At 69.7% G+C, this 17,931-nt stretch carries 13 protein-coding genes and 1 pseudogene; 3 read left to right on the top strand and 11 right to left on the bottom strand.

Going from position 1 to position 17,931, the window contains the following annotated elements:
- Positions 1-10 precede the first annotated feature (10 nt).
- Positions 11-994, bottom strand: a complete 984-nt coding sequence (locus tag OG595_RS01655) for a fumarylacetoacetate hydrolase family protein (RefSeq protein ID WP_329267010.1) — start codon at positions 992-994, stop codon at positions 11-13.
- A 120-nt stretch (positions 995-1,114) separates the two neighbouring features.
- On the opposite strand from OG595_RS01655, the gene OG595_RS01660 reads away from it, so the two are divergent.
- Positions 1,115-2,038, top strand: a complete 924-nt coding sequence (locus OG595_RS01660) for a LysR family transcriptional regulator (protein WP_329267011.1) — start codon at positions 1,115-1,117, stop codon at positions 2,036-2,038.
- A gap of 108 nt (positions 2,039-2,146) precedes the next feature.
- Here OG595_RS01660 and OG595_RS01665 read toward each other — a convergent pair whose 3' ends face one another.
- The 10 genes and pseudogenes from OG595_RS01665 to OG595_RS01710 all read right to left on the bottom strand — a co-directional run bounded on the left by OG595_RS01665 (position 2,147) and on the right by OG595_RS01710 (position 14,730).
- A complete protein-coding gene (locus OG595_RS01665; protein WP_329267012.1) occupies positions 2,147-3,424 on the bottom strand; it encodes an MFS transporter in 1,278 nt (425 codons plus the stop codon).
- Positions 3,425-3,888: 464 nt separating this feature from the next.
- Positions 3,889-4,215, bottom strand: a pseudogene (locus OG595_RS01670) (transposase); the annotation flags it as partial.
- A gap of 78 nt (positions 4,216-4,293) precedes the next feature.
- Positions 4,294-4,473: a hypothetical protein gene (locus OG595_RS01675; protein WP_329267014.1), complete on the bottom strand. Its 180-nt coding sequence runs from the start codon at positions 4,471-4,473 to the stop codon at positions 4,294-4,296.
- A gap of 208 nt (positions 4,474-4,681) precedes the next feature.
- Positions 4,682-7,234, bottom strand: a complete 2,553-nt coding sequence (locus tag OG595_RS01680; RefSeq protein WP_329267016.1) for a sensor histidine kinase KdpD — start codon at positions 7,232-7,234, stop codon at positions 4,682-4,684.
- A 7-nt stretch (positions 7,235-7,241) separates the two neighbouring features.
- Positions 7,242-7,925: a response regulator gene (locus tag OG595_RS01685; protein WP_329267018.1), complete on the bottom strand. Its 684-nt coding sequence runs from the start codon at positions 7,923-7,925 to the stop codon at positions 7,242-7,244.
- 154 nt (positions 7,926-8,079) lie between these two features.
- Complete coding sequence (locus OG595_RS01690) at positions 8,080-8,751, bottom strand: potassium-transporting ATPase subunit C (RefSeq protein WP_329267020.1); 672 nt, start codon at positions 8,749-8,751, stop codon at positions 8,080-8,082.
- Positions 8,752-8,755: 4 nt separating this feature from the next.
- Positions 8,756-10,885 carry a potassium-transporting ATPase subunit KdpB gene (kdpB, locus tag OG595_RS01695; RefSeq protein WP_329267022.1) on the bottom strand — a complete coding sequence of 710 codons (2,130 nt, stop codon included), beginning with the start codon at positions 10,883-10,885 and terminating at the stop codon, positions 8,756-8,758.
- Positions 10,882-12,546 (bottom strand): potassium-transporting ATPase subunit KdpA, encoded by a 1,665-nt coding sequence (kdpA, locus tag OG595_RS01700; protein WP_329267024.1) that lies wholly within the window; start codon positions 12,544-12,546, stop codon positions 10,882-10,884. Before kdpA ends, kdpB begins: the two co-directional genes overlap by 4 nt.
- An 8-nt stretch (positions 12,547-12,554) precedes the next feature.
- Positions 12,555-12,644 (bottom strand): K(+)-transporting ATPase subunit F, encoded by a 90-nt coding sequence (gene kdpF, locus OG595_RS01705; RefSeq protein ID WP_009326374.1) that lies wholly within the window; start codon positions 12,642-12,644, stop codon positions 12,555-12,557.
- 244 nt (positions 12,645-12,888) lie between these two features.
- Positions 12,889-14,730 carry an APC family permease gene (locus OG595_RS01710; protein ID WP_329267025.1) on the bottom strand — a complete coding sequence of 614 codons (1,842 nt, stop codon included), beginning with the start codon at positions 14,728-14,730 and terminating at the stop codon, positions 12,889-12,891.
- 218 nt (positions 14,731-14,948) lie between these two features.
- Here OG595_RS01710 and OG595_RS01715 point away from each other — a divergent pair, with 218 nt between their 5' ends.
- Both OG595_RS01715 and OG595_RS01720 read left to right on the top strand, forming a co-directional pair.
- Positions 14,949-15,488, top strand: coding sequence for a DUF1707 SHOCT-like domain-containing protein (locus tag OG595_RS01715; RefSeq protein ID WP_329267027.1), 540 nt, complete (start codon positions 14,949-14,951; stop codon positions 15,486-15,488).
- A 244-nt stretch (positions 15,489-15,732) separates the two neighbouring features.
- A complete protein-coding gene (locus tag OG595_RS01720; protein ID WP_329267029.1) occupies positions 15,733-17,688 on the top strand; it encodes an amino acid transporter in 1,956 nt (651 codons plus the stop codon).
- Positions 17,689-17,931: the final 243 nt, after the last annotated feature.

The raw sequence follows: 17,931 nt of genomic DNA on the forward strand, positions 1-17,931 counted from the left end.
CCGTTCCCGCTCACGCCGTTCCCTCCGCGACACAGCGGGTGCGCTGCACGCCCAGACCCGTGATGGAACCCTCCATGACGTCACCGTCACGCAGCAGGCGCCCCCAGTGGATGCCGTTGCCGGCCGGGCTGCCGGTCAACACCAGGTCGCCGGGCAGGAGTTGAGCGGTCTGCGAGGCGTACGACACCAGCCGCGCGACCCCGAAGAGCATGTCCTTGGTGGACTCGTCCTGCATGGTCTCGCCGTTCAACGTGAGCGTGACCCGCAGGTCACCGGTGTCCGCGATCGACTCGGCCGGCACCAGCCACGGACCGAGCGGCGTGAAACCGGGAGCGTTCTTGCTGCGCAGCCAGTCGGTGCCGATGGCCTTCATGTCCCGGCGGAACACGGTGGCGCGGTCGGTGAGGTCGTTGGCGATGGTGTACCCGGCGACGTGCTCCAGGGCCTCCTCGACCGTCACCCGGTAAGCGGGCCTGGCGATGACGGCCGCCAACTCCAGCTCCCAGTCCGGCTTTTCGGCCCAGGCGGGCAGGACCACGTCGTCGTAGGGGCCCGTGATCGCGCTCGGCAGACCGATAAAGACGTACGGCAGGTCCTCGGCGGCCCGGCGGTCCATGACTGCGGCGATCTCCTCGCGCGCCTCCTCGACCGTGCGCGGGTCGTCGGGAGAGCGGTGGGCGACCTCCAGGTCGATCACGTGCTGCCGGTAGTTGGCGCCGGACTGGAAGATCTGCCGCGGCTCGATGGGGGCGTGCACGCGCAGGCCCTCCAGCGGATGCCGGCCGAAGGTGTCGTCGTCCGCCAGGGTGCGCAGGAGGGGAAGGGTCTCCTCCCATCGCTCCACCACGGCGCGCAGATCCGACGGCGCCCAGTCCAGGGCGCTGCGCAGATCGAGTACCCGGTCTTCGACCAGGAGGCCGGGAAAGGGCTCCCCGCCCTGGGCGGAGAAGGTGCCGAGCGCGAACGGACCGGCAGGTTGCGCGAACATTGCCATCAGATTTCCTCCTGCTGGGTTGCGGTCTACTCTGGCCCCGATCGGCCGATCACGGAAATAAATTCTGTGGATGCGTCGAATCCATGCCATGGATGACTCTCGCTGCTAGGTGGTTGCCCGGTGAACCTGTCCCGACTCGATCTCAATCTGGTCCTCGCCCTTCGCGCGCTGCTGGAGGAACGCAATGTCACCCGGGCCGGGGAGCGCATCGGCCTCAGCCAGCCGGCCATGAGCGCCGCGCTGTCCAGGCTGCGCCGCCATTTCGACGACGAATTGCTCGCCCGGACCGGCAACGCCTACGAACTGACTCCGCTCGGCGCCGCCCTGCGCGACCGCAGCGCCACCGCGTGCGACCTCCTGGAGCGGGTCTTCGCCAGCCAGGCCGACTTCGACCCGGCCGCGGAGAGCCGGGAGTTCACCCTCCTCGCCTCCGACTACGGGGCGGCCGTGTTCGGCGCCGCACTCGCCCGCACCCTGCACGAGGAGGCGCCCGGCATCCGGCTCACCTTCCAGCACCCGGCACCGTCCGTCGTGGAGAACACCGCGGCAGTACTGAGCAGCGTCGACGGACTGCTGATGCCGCACGGCGTCATCGACGGCTTCCCCACCGTCGACCTCCACCAGGACCGCTGGCTGTGCCTGGTCGCCGACGATCACCCCGAGGTCGGTGACGCACTCACCCTGGACCAGCTGGGGCATCTGCCCTGGGCCGTCTACCAGCGCCCTTATGACGCCCCGGCGGCCCGCCAGCTCAGCATGATAGGGATCAGTCCCCGGGTGGAGGTGTCCGTGCAGACCTTCCAGCTGCTGCCGCCCATGGTCGAGGGCACCCGCCGGGTCGCGATGATCCAGGAGCGCCTGGCGCGCAAGGCGGTCCGCTCCGCCGCGGTGCGCGTCCTGCCCTGCCCCTTCGAGGCCGTACCGGTACAGGAGGCGATGTGGTGGCACCCGGTGCACACCCAGGACGCGGGCCACATCTGGCTGCGACAGAAGGCCGCGGAGGTCGGCGCGACACTCGCGGGCAACGGCTTGGCGGGGGCCTGAGCGCGCCGTAAGGGGCGCGGGGAACTGCGCGACCGGCCCCAATGGCGCCGCAGGCGAGCGACAGCCACGTGGCACCCACAGCGGAGCATTCAGCCTCTGGACCAGCCATCACGCCAACTGCTGCGGCAACGGCCGGGGATCGACGGCGCCCGCGCGGCGGCGGGCCGCCCACAGCCCCGCCGCGACGAGGGCGGCGGCCAGCCCCAGCAGGCCCACCGCACCGGCGAGAGTGCCGACCGCCGACTCCCCGGCGAGCAGCACCAGCGGGCAGACGAACTCGCCGCCGAAGAAGGCCGCCGTCCAGAGCCCCGTCCCACGCCCCCGGTCCTCGAACGACAGCCGGGACATCGCACTGGTCAGGAGGGCCGGCAGCAGCATGCCGGTGCCCACACAGTTGACCACCGCCCCGATCACCAGCAGCGGTGCGCTGCCCGCGAGGAACATCACTCCGAAGCCGACCGCGCAGACCGCGAGAACGGCGGGCAGCATCGGGTCGGGAGAACGCCTGAGCCGGGCGAAGGTGACCGCTCCACCCACGGTGGAGGCACTGGCGACCGCGGTGGCCAGTCCGATCACGCCGGGGCTCTCCACCCCGAGGTCGTCGAGCAGGTACGCCATCTCCACCGGGACGGTGTAGAAGACCATCGCCCCGAAGAAGGTGAGGGCGCTGATGCCCGCCAACTGCCGCCAGGGGAACGCGCGGCGGACCATCGCCTCGGTCGGGGCCTCGTCGCCGGCCGCGCGAGCCGCGTGGACCGCCGGACTCGGCAGCACGACGGCCATCAGCGGGGCCAGCACCAGGCTCACGGCGTACACCCAGAACGGCGCACGCCAGCCCGCCGATCCGGCGGCGCCGCCGATCACGAAGAAGACGGTGGCCGACGCCGAGGCGCACATGGTCTGCAGGGCGAGGTACTTCACCCGCTGCCGACCGGAGTAGTAGTCGCCGATCAGCGTCGTGCAGCAGGTCATGATCGCCGCCTCGGCGACCCCGACCAGGGCCCGGCTTGCGATGATCCCACCCAGCGAGTCCAACCAGAGCGGTGCCGTGCCGAACAGCGCGTACAGGACGGTCGCCACGACCAGCAGGCGCTTGCGGCCCACCCGGTCCACGATCACACCGGCGAACGGAGCCAGCAGCGCCAGGGCCAGCGCCGGAACGGTCAGCGCCAGGGGCACCAGCGCCTTGGCCCCCGACACCGACGCGAAGTGGTCCTGCATCCTTGGCAGCACCGGGGCGATCAGCACCGCCCCCAGGATCGGCAGGCAGCTGCCCGCCATCAGAAGGGTCACCCGCAGCAGATGGGCCGAGCCCGACACAGCGACGGCTGACGGAGTGGGGACATCGATCGCAACGGGAAGCTGCGGGCGCACGGAACCGGGCATGGGGACTCCAGGGGACGGTGTAAAGGAGCGGGCATGCCTCACAGGCGCCGACGACGCACGGCATGCTGGGGAGTTCACACGCCGGCGGTATCCGGACAGCGGCGTGCGGTAGCGACGACTATGAGGGCGCCACGGCGCCGGTGCCATCCCCAGCACGATCCGAATCCCGTATTCGGACTATCCACGCTGTGGATGAGATGGGCAACCGCCACGCAGACAGAAGACGCGCATGAGTGTCTCTGCGCGCGAACAGCAGCGTCCCCGAGCTCGGTCGTCCCCCAACTCGGCCATCCCGGCCCCCGGGAACACAGCCCGCAGCGTCTGAGCCCGCAGTCGGCAGTCGGCAGTCGGCAGTCGGCAGTCGGCACGGTCGCGCCCGCCGGGCGGCGTCAGCGGACAGGCAGCAGCAGGACGCGCCGACAGGCGGCGACAGCGACCACCACGTTCCCGAGAGCGACCACGACAGCCGCCAAGAGAAGCCCAGCGACCACCAGGCCCAGCACGTCAACGGCCAGCCCGCGCTTGCGGCCCGGTACCTTCTTCGAGGCGTCCCGCCCGGTCGTGGCCGCGGGCACTCCCGCGGCGGCATGGAGACTCTGCGTGTCGAGCACCACCAGGCTCGGGTCGGCTAATCGCCCCCGGCCCTCACGCAGCAGGTCGTGGATGACCTCGTCAGTGCCGTCGTCGCGCCACTTATAGAAGTAGTACTTCACCGCGCCGGGCGGCGGCAGGTCGTGCGGCAGATATTCCCACTGGCAGCCGGTACGGGACTGGTACAGGAGCGCGGCGACACCGAAACAGACATCAGCTCACGTACCGCCCTCTGAGGTCGCGCCCGTCGGCATCGAGCGATTGTCAATAGTTGTGGATCATTTCGCTTCTTGACCATTCGTAGGGCTGGTGACCTCCAGTTGTTGGCGCAGACGCCTGATTTCAGCGACGAGGCGGGGTACGGTGCCGCGGGCGGCCGCGATGAAGTGCGCGTTCTCGTCCCATCGCTCATCGACGGCATCGACGTAGCGGGGTTGTTGGATGAGGGTCGCCGCCACGATTTCGCGGTGGTCGAAGCCCGGCCACCGCTCGCCGAGGCCGGTGTCTCGCCGTGCCGCGAGCGCCGTTGGAGGCCGAACTGGCTGCCTCGCACGGCCGGAACGCCTGGAGGCTGCGGCTGGACACCGGCCAGGTCGCGAAGGAGGTCGAGACCGTGCCGCCCTGTGCCTGAGGCCCACGGGCATCCGGCATCAGGTATCGCGATCTTCAAGGCGTGGTGGCGTCCGGGAGATCCGGCTGCACCGGTTGCTCGGGCCGACGCTCCGGTGCCGTCAACACGCTGAGCACCATTGTGAGGCCGCCGCCGGGTGTGTCCTCGGCGGCCAGGGTGCCGCCCATGGCCTCGGTGAAGCCGCGTGCCACCGCCAGTCCCAGGCCGACCCCAGCACCGCGAGGGGAGTCGCCGTGGCGCTGGAAGGGTTCGAAGATGCGGTCCTTGGCCTCGTCGGGGACGCCCGGCCCGCGGTCCACCACACGCACCTCGACCCGGTCCGCGATGGCACTCGCCGACACCAGGACCTTCTCCTCCTCCGGGCTGTACTTGACGGCGTTCTCCACGACGTTGGCGACGGCCCGCTCCAACAGCCCCCGGTCCACGTGGACCATGGGCAGCGTCTCCGGGATGTCCAGCTCGACGCTGTCCTCCGGTACTCCGCCGAGCGCCATCGGCACCACCTCGTCGAGGTCGGTCTCACGGATGATGGGGGTGACCGTGCCGGTCTGCAGGCGGGACATGTCCAACAGGTTGCCCACGAGTTGGTCGAGGCGGTCGGCGCCATCCTCTATGGCCTCCAGCAGATCCGCCTGGTCCTCCTCCGACCAGTCGACGTCCTCAGAGCGCAGGGAGGTGACGGCAGCCTTGATCCCGGCCAGCGGGGTACGGAGGTCATGACTGACGGCTGCCAGCAAAGCCGTGCGGATGCGGTTGCCCTCGGCCAGTTCCTTGGCCTGGTCGGCCTCGCGCTGGAGTCGGCTCCGGTCCAGGACGACGACGGCCTGGGCGGCGAACGCGGCGAGCACCCGGCGATCGGCGGCCGGCAGGACCCGCCCCGACAGGGCCAGGGAGATATGGTCACCGATCGGAACGTCGACGTCCGCGTTGTCGGGGTTCTCCGCGGGCCGGGGCCCCACGCTGCCCGCGCAGGTCCAGGGATCGAGTTCGCCGGTCCGCTCCAGCAGCGCCGCCGACTCCATGCCGAAGGTCTCCCGCACCCGCTCCAGCAGCGCCTCCAGGCTGTTCTCGCCACGCAGCACGCTGCCCGCGAGGAAGGACAAGATCTCGGACTCCGCGCGAAGCCTGGCTGCCTGATGGGTCCGCCGGGCGGCGAGGTCCACCACGGACGCCACCGACACGGCGACCCCCACGAAGATGGCGATGGCGACGATGTTCTTCGGGTCGGCGATCGTCAGGGTGTGTACGGGCGAGGTGAAGTACCAGTTGAGCAGCAGAGAGCCCACGACCGCCGAGGCCAGCGCCGGGAAGAGGCCGCCGAGGAGTGCTGCCGCCACCGTCAGGGTGAGGAACAGCAGCATGTCGTTGGCGAGACCCACATTTGGAGTGACGCTGGTCAGCAGGAGGGTAAGCAGGGCGGGGCCGAGCACGCCGACGAGCCAACCCCAGATGATCCGCGACCGGCCGAGCCGCGCTCCCCGGGCCACCTGGAGCCCACGCCCCTTGCCCGCCTCGTCGTGTGTGATCAGGTGGACGTCCAGGTCGGGGCCGGACTCGCGGGCCACCGTGGCGCCGACGCCGGGGCCGAAGACGTACTGCCAGCTCCTGCGCCGGGAGACACCCATCACGATCTGGGTCGCGTTGACCCCGCGGGAGAAGTCCAGCAGAGCCACCGAGACGTCTTCGCCGACGACATGGTGGAAGGTGCCGCCCAGATCCTCCACCAGGGTGCGCTGCACGGCCAGTTCCTTCGGCGAGGCGGCGGTGAGGCCGTCGCTGCGGGAGATGTAGACGGCCATCACCTCACCGCCGGCACCCTTCTCCGCCAGGCGCGCGGCCCGGCGGAGAAGAGTCCGTCCTTCGGGCCCGCCGGTCAGACCCACCACGATCCGCTCCCGCGACCCCCAGATCGTCGACACCTGGTGCTCACTGCGGTACTCGGTCAGGTACTCGTCGACCCGGTCCGCCACCCACAGCAGCGCCAGTTCTCGGAGAGCGGTCAGGTTGCCCGGCCGGAAGTAGTTGGACAGAGCCGCGTCGACCTTGTCCGACTTGTAGATGTTGCCGTGAGCCATACGGCGGCGCAGCGCCTGCGGGGACATGTCGACCAGCTCGATCTGGTCGGCCCGCCGTACGACCTCGTCCGGCACGGTCTCCCGCTGCCGTACACCGGTGATCGACTCGACGACGTCGCCCAGCGACTCCAGATGCTGGATGTTGACGGTGGAGACGACATCGATCCCGGCCGCGAGCAGTTCCTCCACGTCCTGCCAGCGCTTGTCGTTGCGGGAGCCAGGTATGTTCGTGTGCGCGAGCTCGTCCACCAGCGCCACCTGCGGCCGGCGCGTCAGTACCGCGTCGACGTCCATCTCGGTAAAGGTGGCGCCCCGGTACTCGATCTCCTTACGGGAGATCTGTTCCAGGCCGTGCAGCATCACCTCGGTGCGCGGCCGGTGGTGGTGCTCCACGAAGGCCACCGCGCAGTCGGTGCCCCGCTCGACGCGTCGGTGCGCCTCGGAGAGCATCGCGTAGGTCTTGCCGACGCCGGGTGCCGCGCCGAGGTAGATCCGGAGCTTGCCGCGTGCCATGTCATCGTCATCCCTCGTAGCGGTAGCCCATGCCGGGCTCGGTGATCAGATAGCGGGGGTGGGAGGGGTCCTTCTCCAGTTTCCGGCGGAGCTGGGCCATATAGACCCGCAGGTAGTTGGTCTTGTTGCCGTTCGTGACCCCCCAGACCTCCTGGAGCAGGTACCTCTGGCTGACCAGCCGGCCGGGGTTGGTGATCAGGATCTCCAGCAGGTGCCATTCGGTCGGGGTCAGCCTCACGTCGCGGCCACTCCGTACGACCTTCTTGGCGAGCAGGTCGACGGTGAACTCGTCGGTCTCCACCAGTGAAGCCTCGGGAACGAGTGGCGCGTCCTCTGTGCGCCGGACGGCTGCCCGCAGGCGGGCCAGGAGTTCGTCCATGCTGAAGGGCTTGGTGATGTAGTCGTCGGCGCCGGCGTCGAGGGCGGCGACCTTCTCATCCGACGCCTGCCGGGCGGAGAGCACCAGGATCGGTACGCGGGTCCAGCCACGCAGTGCCCTGATGACATCGACGCCGTCCATGTCGGGCAGGCCCAGGTCGAGCATCACCACGTCGGGCTGACGTGTGGCTGCCAGCCGGAGGGCCGTGGTGCCGTCGGGCGCCGCGTCGACCCCGTACTGGCGTGCCTGCAGATTGATCACGAGGGCCCGTACCAGTTGCGGGTCGTCCTCCACCACCAACACCCTGGTCATGGGTGTACGCCTTTCGTTTCGTACGGGCGTTCATGAAGTCCGGAAGCATCACGGGAGCCAGGAGCATCACAAGCGGCGTCATGGCGGCGGGAGTCGGCGGAGCCAGGACGTCTTCCCGGCCGCCGACTCCCGCACGGATCATCGCGTCACGGCATCAGCTCTGCTTCGCCACGAGTTCCTTGAGCCCGATGTTGAGTTCGAGGACGTTGACCCGCGGCTCGCCGATGAAGCCGAGGGTGCGGCCGTCGGTGTGGTCGTCGACCAGCTTCTGCACCTGGACGACGGACAGGCCGTTGTGCTCGGCGATCCGGTGGACCTGGAGGTCGGCGTAGGCCGGGGAGATGTCCGGGTCCAGGCCGGAGCCGGAGGACGTGACGGCGTCGGCGGGTACGTCGGAGGGCTTGACCGTGTAGCCGACGGTCGAGTTGTCCTTGACGACGGCGGCCTTGGCGGCGGTCACCCAGTCGATGAGGTCCTTGTTGTCGCCGGAGCGGTTGGTCGCGCCGGAGAGGATCAGCTTGTACTGGGTGTTGACGCTGTTGCTGCCGAGGCCGTTCTGCGGGCGGCCCTGGAACCACTTCAGGTCGGGGGCGGGGGTCTCCTCGCCCTTCTTCAACGGCAGGTTGTACGACTGCCCGATCAGGGACGAGCCGACAACCTTGCCCTCCGACTTGATCTCCGAGCCGTTCGCCTTGTCGTTGAACAGCCCCTGAGCGATGCCGGTGACCACCAGCGGATAGACGACACCCGTGACCAGGGTCAGCACGAGGAGGGCGCGCAGTCCCGCTCCCAGCAACCGGGCCGTGTTCGTAACCGAGTTGTTCATGGGATCAGCCGATTCCGGGGATGAGGGAGATGAGCAGGTCGATGATCTTGATGCCGATGAAGGGGGCGATCAGGCCGCCGATGCCGTAGATCCCGAGGTTGCGGCGGAGCATCCGGTCCGCGCTCATCGGCTTGTACCGCACACCCCGCAGCGCGAGCGGCACCAGCGCGATGATGATCAGCGCGTTGAAGACGACCGCGGAGAGGATCGCGGAGTCGGGTGAGGACAGGTGCATGATGTTGAGCCTGTCCAGGCCCGGGTAGACGGCCGCGAACAGCGCCGGGATGATCGCGAAGTACTTCGCGACGTCGTTGGCGATGGAGAACGTCGTCAACGCACCCCGGGTGATGAGGAGTTGCTTGCCGATCTCGACGATCTCGATCAGCTTCGTCGGGTTCGAGTCGAGGTCGACCATGTTGCCGGCCTCCTTCGCCGCCGACGTACCCGTGTTCATGGCCACGCCGACGTCCGCCTGGGCGAGCGCGGGCGCGTCGTTCGTCCCGTCACCCGTCATCGCGACCAGCTTGCCGCCCGCCTGCTCGCGCTTGATGAGGGCCATCTTGTCCTCGGGGGTGGCCTCGGCGAGGAAGTCGTCGACGCCCGCCTCCTCGGCGATGGCCTTGGCGGTCAGCGGGTTGTCGCCCGTGATCATGACGGTCTTGATGCCCATGCGGCGCAGCTCGTCGAACCGCTCCCGCATGCCCTCCTTGACGACGTCCTTGAGGTGGATGACGCCCAGCACCCGTGCTCCGGCGGTGTCCTCGACGGCCACGAGCAGCGGCGTGCCGCCCGCCTCGGAGATCCGGTCGGTGAGCGCGCCGGCGTCCTCGGACACCGCACCCCCCTGCTCCTTCACCCAGGCCACGACCGAACCGGCCGCGCCCTTGCGGATCCTCCGTCCCTCGACGTCCACGCCCGACATCCGGGTCTGGGCGGTGAAGGCGATCCACTCGGCACCGGCCAGCTCACCCTGGTGGCGTTCGCGCAGCCCGTACCTCTCCTTCGCCAGCACGACGATGGACCGCCCCTCGGGCGTCTCGTCGGCCAGCGAGGACAGCTGGGCGGCGTCCGCGACCTCGGCCTCCGTCGTCCCCGCCACCGGCACGAACTGCGACGCCTGCCGGTTGCCGAGCGTGATGGTGCCCGTCTTGTCCAGCAGCAGGGTGGAGACGTCACCGGCGGCCTCGACCGCCCGGCCCGACATGGCCAGCACGTTGCGCTGCACCAGCCGGTCCATGCCCGCGATGCCGATCGCGGAGAGCAGCGCGCCGATGGTGGTCGGGATGAGGCAGACCAGCAGCGCCACCAGCACGACCATCGTCAGATGGGTGCCCGCGTAGTCCGCGAGCGGCGGCAGAGTGGCCACCGCGAGCAGGAAGACGATGGTCAGCGAGGCGAGCAGGATGTTCAGCGCGATCTCGTTCGGCGTCTTCTGCCGGGCCGCGCCCTCGACCAGGCTGATCATGCGGTCGATGAAGGTCTCACCGGGCTTCGTCGTGATCTTGACGACGATCCGGTCGGACAGCACCTTCGTCCCGCCGGTCACGGCCGAGCGGTCGCCGCCCGACTCCCGGATGACCGGCGCCGACTCCCCGGTGATGGCCGACTCGTCGACGGACGCCACACCCTCGACGACGTCGCCGTCCCCGGGGATGATGTCACCGGCCTCGCAGACGACACGGTCACCGATGCGCAGCTCGGTGCCGGGCACCTGCTCCTCGCCGTCCTTGACGAGCCGCCGCGCGATCGTGTCGGTCTTGGCCTTGCGCAGCGTGTCCGCCTGGGCCTTGCCGCGTCCCTCGGCGACCGCCTCCGCCAGGTTGGCGAAGATCACGGTCAGCCAGAGCCAGGCGCTGATGGTCCAGCCGAACCAGTCCCCCGGGTCCTTGAAGGAGAACACCGTCGTCAGCACGGACCCGACGAGGACCACGAACATCACGGGCGACTTGACCATCACCCGCGGGTCGAGCTTGCGGCAGGCGTCCGGCAGCGACTTGAGCAACTGCCCGGGGTCGAAGACACCCGCGCCGACCTTGCCTTCGTCCTTGTGGCCGGTCGGCACATCGCTGTGCGGCGCCCGGGTCGGGGTGGCTGTGGACATCGTGTCCTCGTGCTTCTCTGTGCGGGTGGTCATGACGCCAGCCCCTCGGCCAGCGGCCCCAGCGCCAGCGCCGGGAAGTAGGTCAGACCGGTGATGATGAGGATCGCGCCCACCAGCAGACCCGTGAACAGGGGTTTCTCGGTCCGCAGGGTGCCCGCGGTGACCGGCACCGGCTGCTGCTCGGCCAGCGATCCGGCCAGCGCGAGGACGAACACCATCGGCAGGAAGCGGCCCAGGAGCATGGCCAGCCCCAGTGTGGTGTTGAACCACTGGGTGTCCGCGTTCAGCCCGGCGAAGGCCGAGCCGTTGTTGTTCGACGCGGAGGTGTAGGCGTACAGGATCTCGGAGAAGCCGTGCGCCCCGCTGTTGGTCATCGAGTTGCCGGGCGTCGGCAACGCCATCGCCGCCGCCGTGAAGACGAGCACCAGGGCCGGGGTGATCAGGATGTAGCAGGCCGCGAACTTGATCTCACGGGTGCCGATCTTCTTGCCGAGGTACTCGGGCGTACGGCCGACCATGAGCCCGGCGATGAACACCGCGATGACCGCCATGACCAGCATGCCGTAGAGGCCGGAGCCGGTGCCGCCGGGCGCGATCTCGCCCAGCATCATGCCGAGCATGGTGATGCCGCCGCCGAGCCCGGTGAACGAGGAGTGGAAGGAGTCCACCGCCCCCGTGGACGTCAGCGTCGTCGACACCGCGAAGATGGACGAGGCACCGACCCCGAACCGGGTCTCCTTGCCCTCCATCGCGCCCCCGGCGATCTGCAGCGCCGGCCCGTGGTGGGCGAACTCGCTCCACATCATCAGGGCGACGAAGCCGACCCAGATGGTGGCCATGGTCGCGAGGATCGCGTAACCCTGCCGGACCGAGCCGACCATGACCCCGAAGGTGCGGGTCAGCGAGAACGGGATCACCAGCAGCAGGAAGATCTCCAGCAGGTTGGTGAACGGCGTCGGGTTCTCGAAGGGATGCGCGGAGTTGGCGTTGAAGTAGCCGCCGCCGTTGGTGCCGATCTCCTTGATGGCCTCCTGCGAGGCGACCGCGCCCCCGTTCCACTGCTGCGAGCCGCCCATGAACTGGCCGACCTCGTGAATGCCGGAGAAGTTCTGGATCACGCCGCACGCGACCAGCACGACCGCGACGACGAGGGAGAACGGCAGCAGGATGCGTACGACACCACGCACCAGGTCCGACCAGAAGTTGCCCAGCTCACCGGTACGCGAACGGGCGAACCCGCGCACGAGGGCCACCGCGACGGCGATGCCGACGGCCGCGGAGACGAAGTTCTGCACGGCCAGACCGGCGGTCTGCACGACGTGGCCCATGGCCTGCTCGCCGTAGTAGGACTGCCAGTTGGTGTTGGTCACGAAGGACACGGCGGTGTTGAACGCCTGGTCCGGGTCGATCGAGGAGAAGCCCAGCGAGCCGGGCAGGACGCCCTGGAGCCGCTGGAGCAGGTAGAGGAACAGGACGCTCACGGCCGAGAACGCGAGGACTCCGCGCAGGTAGGCGGGCCAGCGCATCTCCGTGTCCGGGTCGGCGCCGATGCCCTTGTAGATCCACTTCTCGACACGCCAGTGCCGGTCGGAGGAGTAGACCCCGGCCATGTAGTTGCCGAGCGGGATGTAGGCGAGTGCCAGTGCCCCTATGAGGGCGAGCAACTGGAGCACGCCGGCGAGTACGGGACCCATGACGTGACTCAGAACCTCTCCGGGAAGATCAGGGCGAGGACGAGATAGCCCAGCAGGGCGACGGCCACGACGAGGCCGACGACGTTCTCGGCGGTCACAGCTTCGTCACCCCCTTGGCGGCGAGAGCCACCAGCGCGAACACCGCGATCGTGGTGACGACGAAGGCCAGATCGGCCATCGAGAACTCCTGGAGTGAGGTTCTGCGAACAGGGACGATTAGAGGAAAGCGTCTCTTTGGCCGGATCGGACCGCACCTTGACGGCTCCCTTACGGCGGCGCCCACGGCTTTGACGGGACTCTTACGGCGGCGATCAGTACCGTTGTGGCGGTCGGTGATCCGGCTCACAGGAGCCGGAAGCGGAGCCGGCAGATCACCGCGTCCGTCTCCCGCCGCACGGCGTGCGCGACGACTCCGCCCCGCTGGTTCTGCAGCAGCCGCTGCCACAGCCGCTCCGGTTCCGTCTCCGGGATCAGGACGGTGACGCGGGTGCCCGGCTCGGCGGCGGCCACCTCACGGACGTAGGCGGCTATCGGGCGGCCCAGACTGCGCCGCTCGCTGGTCACCCGGACGAGGGGCACACCCGGGTCCCACTGGGCCCAGGACCGTTCCAGGGCATGCAGCGCGGCCCGGTCCTCGGGATCCGGACAGCACACGGTGACCGCGCGGACCTCGTCGCCGAGGGAGGAGGCGGCCGTGAGCGCCTCCGACGTCAGCCTGGACAGGGACGAGACGGGCACGATCACCAGCGAGCGCTCACGGTGCGGGGCCTCGGGTATACGGCCCAGGCCGAGCCGTTCGCCGATCCGGCCATAGGCGCGGTGCACGGTCTCGAAGGCGGCCACCAGCAGCGGCAGGGCGATCACGATCAGCCACGCGCCCTCGGTGAACTTCTCCACCGTGACGACGACGGTCGCGACGCCGGTGAGCAGCGCGCCGAAGCCGTTGAGCGCCGTCCTTGCCTGCCATCCCCTCCCCCGCTCCCGGCGCCAGTGGAGGACCATGCCCACCTGGGCGACCGTGAACCCGACGAACACGCCGATCGCGAAGAGCGGGACCAGGGTGTTGGTGTCGCCGCCGGAGAACACCAGCAGCGCGGCCGAGACGGAGGCCAGCGCCAGGACGCCGTGCCGGTGGACCTGGCGGTCGGCCTTGAGGGCGAAGACGTGCGGCGCGTAGTTGTCCCGGGCGAGCAGTTTCAGCAGCACCGGAAGCCCGCCGAAGGACGTGTTCGCCGACAGGGCCAGCAGGATCATCGTCGCGAACTGGATGACGTAGAAGGCCCCGTTGTGGCCGAGGGAGGCGTCCGCGAGCTGGGCGAGGACGGTGACTCCCTCGACCGGCTGGAGGTGGAAGCGGCCGATGAGCACCGACAGTCCGATGAGCATCAGGCCGAGGACGGCGCCGAGGGCGACCTCCGCCCGCTGGGCCCGCTTGACGCGCGGGACGCGGAAGGAAGGCACGGCGTTGGCGAGTGCCTCCACACCCGTCAGCGCGGCACAACCGGAGGCGAAGGCCTTCAGCAGGAGCAGCGCCCCCACGGCCGAGGCGTTGGCGGCGACCACCGAGGCATGACCGGCCGCGGTCACCGTACTGACCGGCTCGGACCGGAACAGCCCGACGGCGATGACGACGAGGATCGAGCCGACGAAGACGACCGTCGGCACGATGAACACCCTTGCCGACTCCACGATCCCGCGCAGATTGACCGCCGTGATCAGGGCGAGAACGGCCAGGCACAGCCACAGCCGGTCGTCGTAGAGGGCCGGGAACGCCGACGTCAGGGCCGCCACACCGGCGGTGACGGCCACCGCGACGTTCAGGACGTAGTCCAGCACCAGCGAGGCCGCCGCCACCAGGCTCGTACGCGCCCCCAGGTGGGTCCTGGCCACCGCGTAGGAACCGCCGCCGTCCGGGAAGGCCGCGATCACCTGGCGGTAGGAGGCGACCAGCACCCCCAGCAGACCGGCGATCGCCAGCGTCACCGGCAGCGTGAAACCGAGCCCGTGCGCACCGGCGGCGGCCAGGACGAGGACGATCGCCTCGGGACCGTACGCCACCGACGCCATCGCGTCCAGCGACAGAGCGGCGAGACCGGTGACGGCCGTCAGCCGGTGGCGCTCACCGGTATCAGGCGGCTCCTCGCCGGCCGGGACGGCGTTCGGCTCGGTGGTCAGAACGGACATGGACACGGACTCCTTCTTACCCCTGCCGCGTACGGGAGCTGAGAGGTGCGCGGCTGCGTCCAGTCTCTGTCCGTTTCCGCTACATCCGGCGGTTCCTTGCGGCTTCCTCACGCCCAGCGGCCCGGCCCTGACGGAACCTTGACGGGCGGGTGAAGCGGACGGATTCCGGGGTCTCCGTCGGTGCTCGCGCGTCACCGGGTCGGCGCTGGAGTGCGGAAGTGACCTCCTCGCCCGTGAACTCGCCGTCACCGTCCAGCGAAGACGACCGCGACAGGGCCGTGCGGCGGCTGCGGGAGCCGTACGCCGAAGGGCACATCGCGCACGAGGAGTTGGACGTACGCCTCGACCAGGTGCTCACCGCCAGGGCGGACAGCGAACGCCTTTCGGCCCTGTCCTCACTCCCCGCCGCGAAGGCGGACCCCGCCGCCACGATCACCGCCGCCGGACGGATCAAGCGCGTCGGCTCATGGCGGGTGCCCCGGTTCCTCAAGGTCGCGTCCGCGTACGGCGGTGTGCGCCTGGACCTGTCCCGGGCGGTGATCGAGCATCCGGTGGTCGACATCGAGCTGCGGCTCGGCACCGGCAGGGCAAGAATCACGGTGCCGCGCGACGCGATCGTCGACTACGAGGATCTGCGGACCGGGTGGAAGGACACGCGGCACGGGCCCCGGCGCGACTCCCGACCCGGCGGGCCGACGATCCGGATCTCCGGGACCATGGAGTACGGACGGCCGAGGATCCGCCACGCCCGGCGCTGACTCCGCCACGGTCACCGGCCGCCGCAGGCCCGCACTCCCCCACACGGCCCAGTACACAGCCGCTCCACCGCAACAGCCGTTCACCGAGGTGCCACCGGCGTTGCCACGGCCGGTCTTGACGCAAGCTTGACGCCGACCTGTGATCCACACCTCCGCCCCGACGTCACTCTCTGCATACGCTGGTGCCGCCGTCCGCGTGATGGCCGATGCCCCACGCCGAGCCGCACACCGGGAGAGCACGCCGATGGCCACCACCGAACACCCGCCGCCGAGCCGTCTGCGGACGTGGATGCTCCAGGGCCTGTCCGACATGGGCAGAAGCGGTGGCCTCACGGGCCCGCACGCCCAGCCCGAGCCCGCGCACAAGGGCCAACGGTGGTGGCGGGTGATGTGCCTGACCGGCGTCGACTACTTCTCAACCCTCGGTTACCAGCCCGGCATCGCGGCCCTCGCGGCCGGTCTCCTCTCCCCCGTCGCGACCATCGTGCTCGTCGTGGTCACCCTGGCGGGCGCCCTGCCGGTCTACCGCCGTGTCGCCGAGGAGAGCCCGCACGGTGAGGGCTCCATCGCGATGCTGGAACGGCTGCTGTCCTTCTGGCAGGGCAAGCTGTTCGTCCTGACCCTGCTGGGCTTCGCCGCCACCGACTTCCTCATCACCATCACGCTCTCGGCCGCCGACGCCTCGACCCACCTGGTCGAGAACCCGCACCTGACCAACGCCCTGCACGACAAGCAGGTGCTGATCACCATGATCCTCGTCGCCCTGCTCGGCGCGGTCTTCCTCAAGGGCTTCCTGGAGGCCATCGGCGTCGCGGTGGCCCTGGTCGCCGTCTACCTGGGGCTGAACGTCGTGGTGGTCGCCGTGGGCCTGTGGCACGTCATCACCGAGGGTCACGTCATCACCGACTGGTCCAGTGCCCTGACCGCCGAACACGGCAACGTCTTCGTCATGGTCGGCGTGGCGCTGATCGTCTTCCCCAAGCTCGCGCTCGGCCTGTCCGGTTTCGAGACCGGCGTCGCGGTGATGCCGCACGTCAAGGGCGACGACAGCGACACGGAGGAGAGCCCGAAGGGCCGCATACGGGAGACGAAGAAGCTGCTGACCGCCGCCGCGGTCGTCATGAGCGTGTTCCTGATCGCCACCAGCTTCATCACCACCCTGCTGATCCCGGAGAAGGAGTTCGAGTCCGGCGGCAAGGCCAACGGCCGTGCCCTGGCCTACCTGTCCCACGAGTACCTGGGCAACGCCTTCGGCACGGCCTACGACGTGTCGACGATCGCGATCCTGTGGTTCGCGGGCGCCTCCGCGATGGCCGGCCTGCTCAACCTGATGCCCCGCTACCTGCCCCGCTACGGCATGGCCCCGCACTGGGCACGGGCCGTACGCCCGATGGTCATCGTCTTCACACTCATCGCCTTCCTCGTCACCTGGATCTTCGACGCGGACGTGGACAAGCAGGGCGGCGCGTACGCCACCGGCGTGCTCGTGCTGATCAGCTCGGCGGCGATCGCCGTGACCATCGCCGCCCGCAAGGCCGGCCAGCGCGGCTGGACGATCGGATTCGCCGTCATCTCGGCGATGTTCCTCTACGTCACCGTCGTGAACGTCATCGAGCGCCCCGACGGCGTCAAGATCGGCGCCTGCTTCATCGCCGGCATCATCCTGGTCTCGCTGCTGTCCCGGCTGGCCCGCGCCTTCGAACTCCGCGTCACCAGCCTGACCCTCGACCCGATGGCGGAACGATTCATCCGGGACATGGCCAGCCGCAAGATCCGGCTCATCGCCAACGAGCCCGACCAGCGCGACAAGGCCGAGTACCGCGACAAGATCGAGCAGATCCGGGCCGACAACGACATGCCCGAGCAGGAGGACTTCGTCTTCGTCGAGGTGACGGTCACCGACCCCTCCGAGTTCGAGGCGGGCCTGACGGTGCGCGGCGAGGTGCTGCACAACCGCTACCGCGTCCTGACCCTGGAGTCCGCGTCCATCCCCAACGCCCTCGCCGCGCTGCTCCTGCACGTCCGCGACGAGACGGGCCGTATCCCGCACATCTACTTCGAGTGGACCGAGGGCGGTCCCTTCGCCAACTTCCTGCGCTTCTTCCTCTTCGGACAGGGCGAGGTCGCCCCCGTCACCCGAGAAGTCCTGCGCGAGGCGGAACCGGACCGCGCCCGCCGTCCCCGCGTCCACACCGGCTGACCCGGGCGCTCCCATCAGGCTTCCGTCAGGGTTCGCGCGTGCGGCATCAGGGTCCGGTCGGCGACCACCGCCCGGCCGCGCACAGCCGTCTGGCGTCAGCCGCACGGCACCCTGGCCGCGGCGCCGTCACCGGCCTGACCGGACCCCGGCCGGGAACCTCGGCACGGGACGGCGGTGCGCACCCGCACCGCCGGTGAACACATGGCCCGGCTGGGACTCGGCCCGATCGGCAGCCTCACTCCT

The organism is Streptomyces sp. NBC_01451 (assembly GCF_036227485.1).
Lineage (GTDB): Bacteria > Actinomycetota > Actinomycetes > Streptomycetales > Streptomycetaceae > Streptomyces.